The following is a 1498-nucleotide window of genomic DNA, read 5'->3' on the forward strand; positions in this document are numbered from 1 at the left end:
GAAGTATTAATAGCAAAGCCATTCGCCTATAAGGATAAAACTGTATGGGCTTCAAATAATCGTGTCTACATAGATGGTGTAGCCAAGACGATAACTACAAATGTATATAAAAAACACCCAGCTGATGAAGTTTTAAAGATATTAGAGCAGTGCCAGTCTGAAAATGACTATTTTGTTTTTAATGAAACTGTAACTCGATTCGTTAAAGCAAATCAAAATCGACTAAACTTTCTTTTTGCAGAAGCAAAAGAATTTATTATAAATACAGTGAAAAACTATCCGGAAGAGAATATTGTTATTTCTTTTTCTGGTGGTAAAGACTCCACGGTCGTTGCCGACCTAACAGTTCGTGCACTTAGCAATCCAAGTTTAGTACATATATTTGGTGATACTACTTTGGAATTTCCAATGACAATGGAATATGCAAAGCGCTATAGATTAGATAACCCCAAGGCTATATTCAAAACTGCAAAAAATAAAGAACAAGATTTCTATAAAGTTTGTGAGGATATTGGTCCACCCGCTCGCATGATGCGTTGGTGCTGTACGATGTTTAAAACAGGCCCGATTACCCGTGTGCTTAATAGTCTATACCGTGATAAAGATATACTTACTTTCTACGGTATCCGTAAATGCGAATCTGTGAGTAGAAGTAAATATAACCGTGTAGAAGATGATGCAGAAGCTGTTAAGATACAAAAGCAAAAAGTTGCCTCTCCTATCTTCTTCTGGAAAGATATTGATATTTGGCTGTATCTTTTAGGTGAGACTGTAGACTTCAACGATGCTTATCGATTAGGTTATGATCGTGTGGGATGTTGGTGTTGCCCTAACAATAATGATAGAGCCCAATATCTCTCAAGAGTATACATGCCGGAGCAATCAATAAAGTGGAGAGAGTACCTTGTTTCCTTTGCAAAAAGCATTGGTAAACCCGATGCTGAGGTTTATATTGATACTGGCAAATGGAAAGCAAGACAAGGTGGTAACGGTGTCGTAGCATCAAATGATGTTAAGATTAAATATACAAACTGTACTGCTGAAGAAAATGCCAAGATATATCAGCTATACAGACCTTTTGATGATAGCTTCTTAGAGTTGTTCACTCCGTTTGGAAAGGTGTCAAAGGAACTTGGTAAAAAACTAATAAATGAAACCATTGTTTTAGATATGCGAACTAATACCCCTATACTTTCAATTACACCATTCACTCAAGATGGCTATGAATATTCAGTGAAAATCAAAACAATGAATGTAGCAAAGCATGATGATTTGCAGAGAATGGTTGGTTATCAAGTAAAAAAATACAACGCATGTCGTAAGTGCTTGAAGTGCGAATCGCTTTGTAAATTTGGTGCAATTACTATCTTGGGCGGAGAATATCACATTAATGATGCAAAATGCAAACGATGTAAGATGTGTGTAACAGCGAAATACCTTGACGGTGGTTGCTTAATGGAAAAATTCTTAAAAACAAAAAAATAAACTGTATTAAGCA

General features: G+C 35.8%; 1 protein-coding gene. It reads left to right on the plus strand.

The window, feature by feature from the left end:
• A partial coding sequence (locus tag RTK36_RS16295) for a phosphoadenosine phosphosulfate reductase domain-containing protein (RefSeq protein ID WP_312048272.1) occupies positions 1-1485 on the plus strand: 1485 nt, incomplete at its 5' end.
• Positions 1486-1498: the final 13 nt, after the last annotated feature.

The organism is Anaerotignum sp. (genome assembly GCF_031981185.1).
Taxonomy (GTDB): Bacteria; Bacillota; Clostridia; order Lachnospirales; family Anaerotignaceae; genus Chakrabartyella.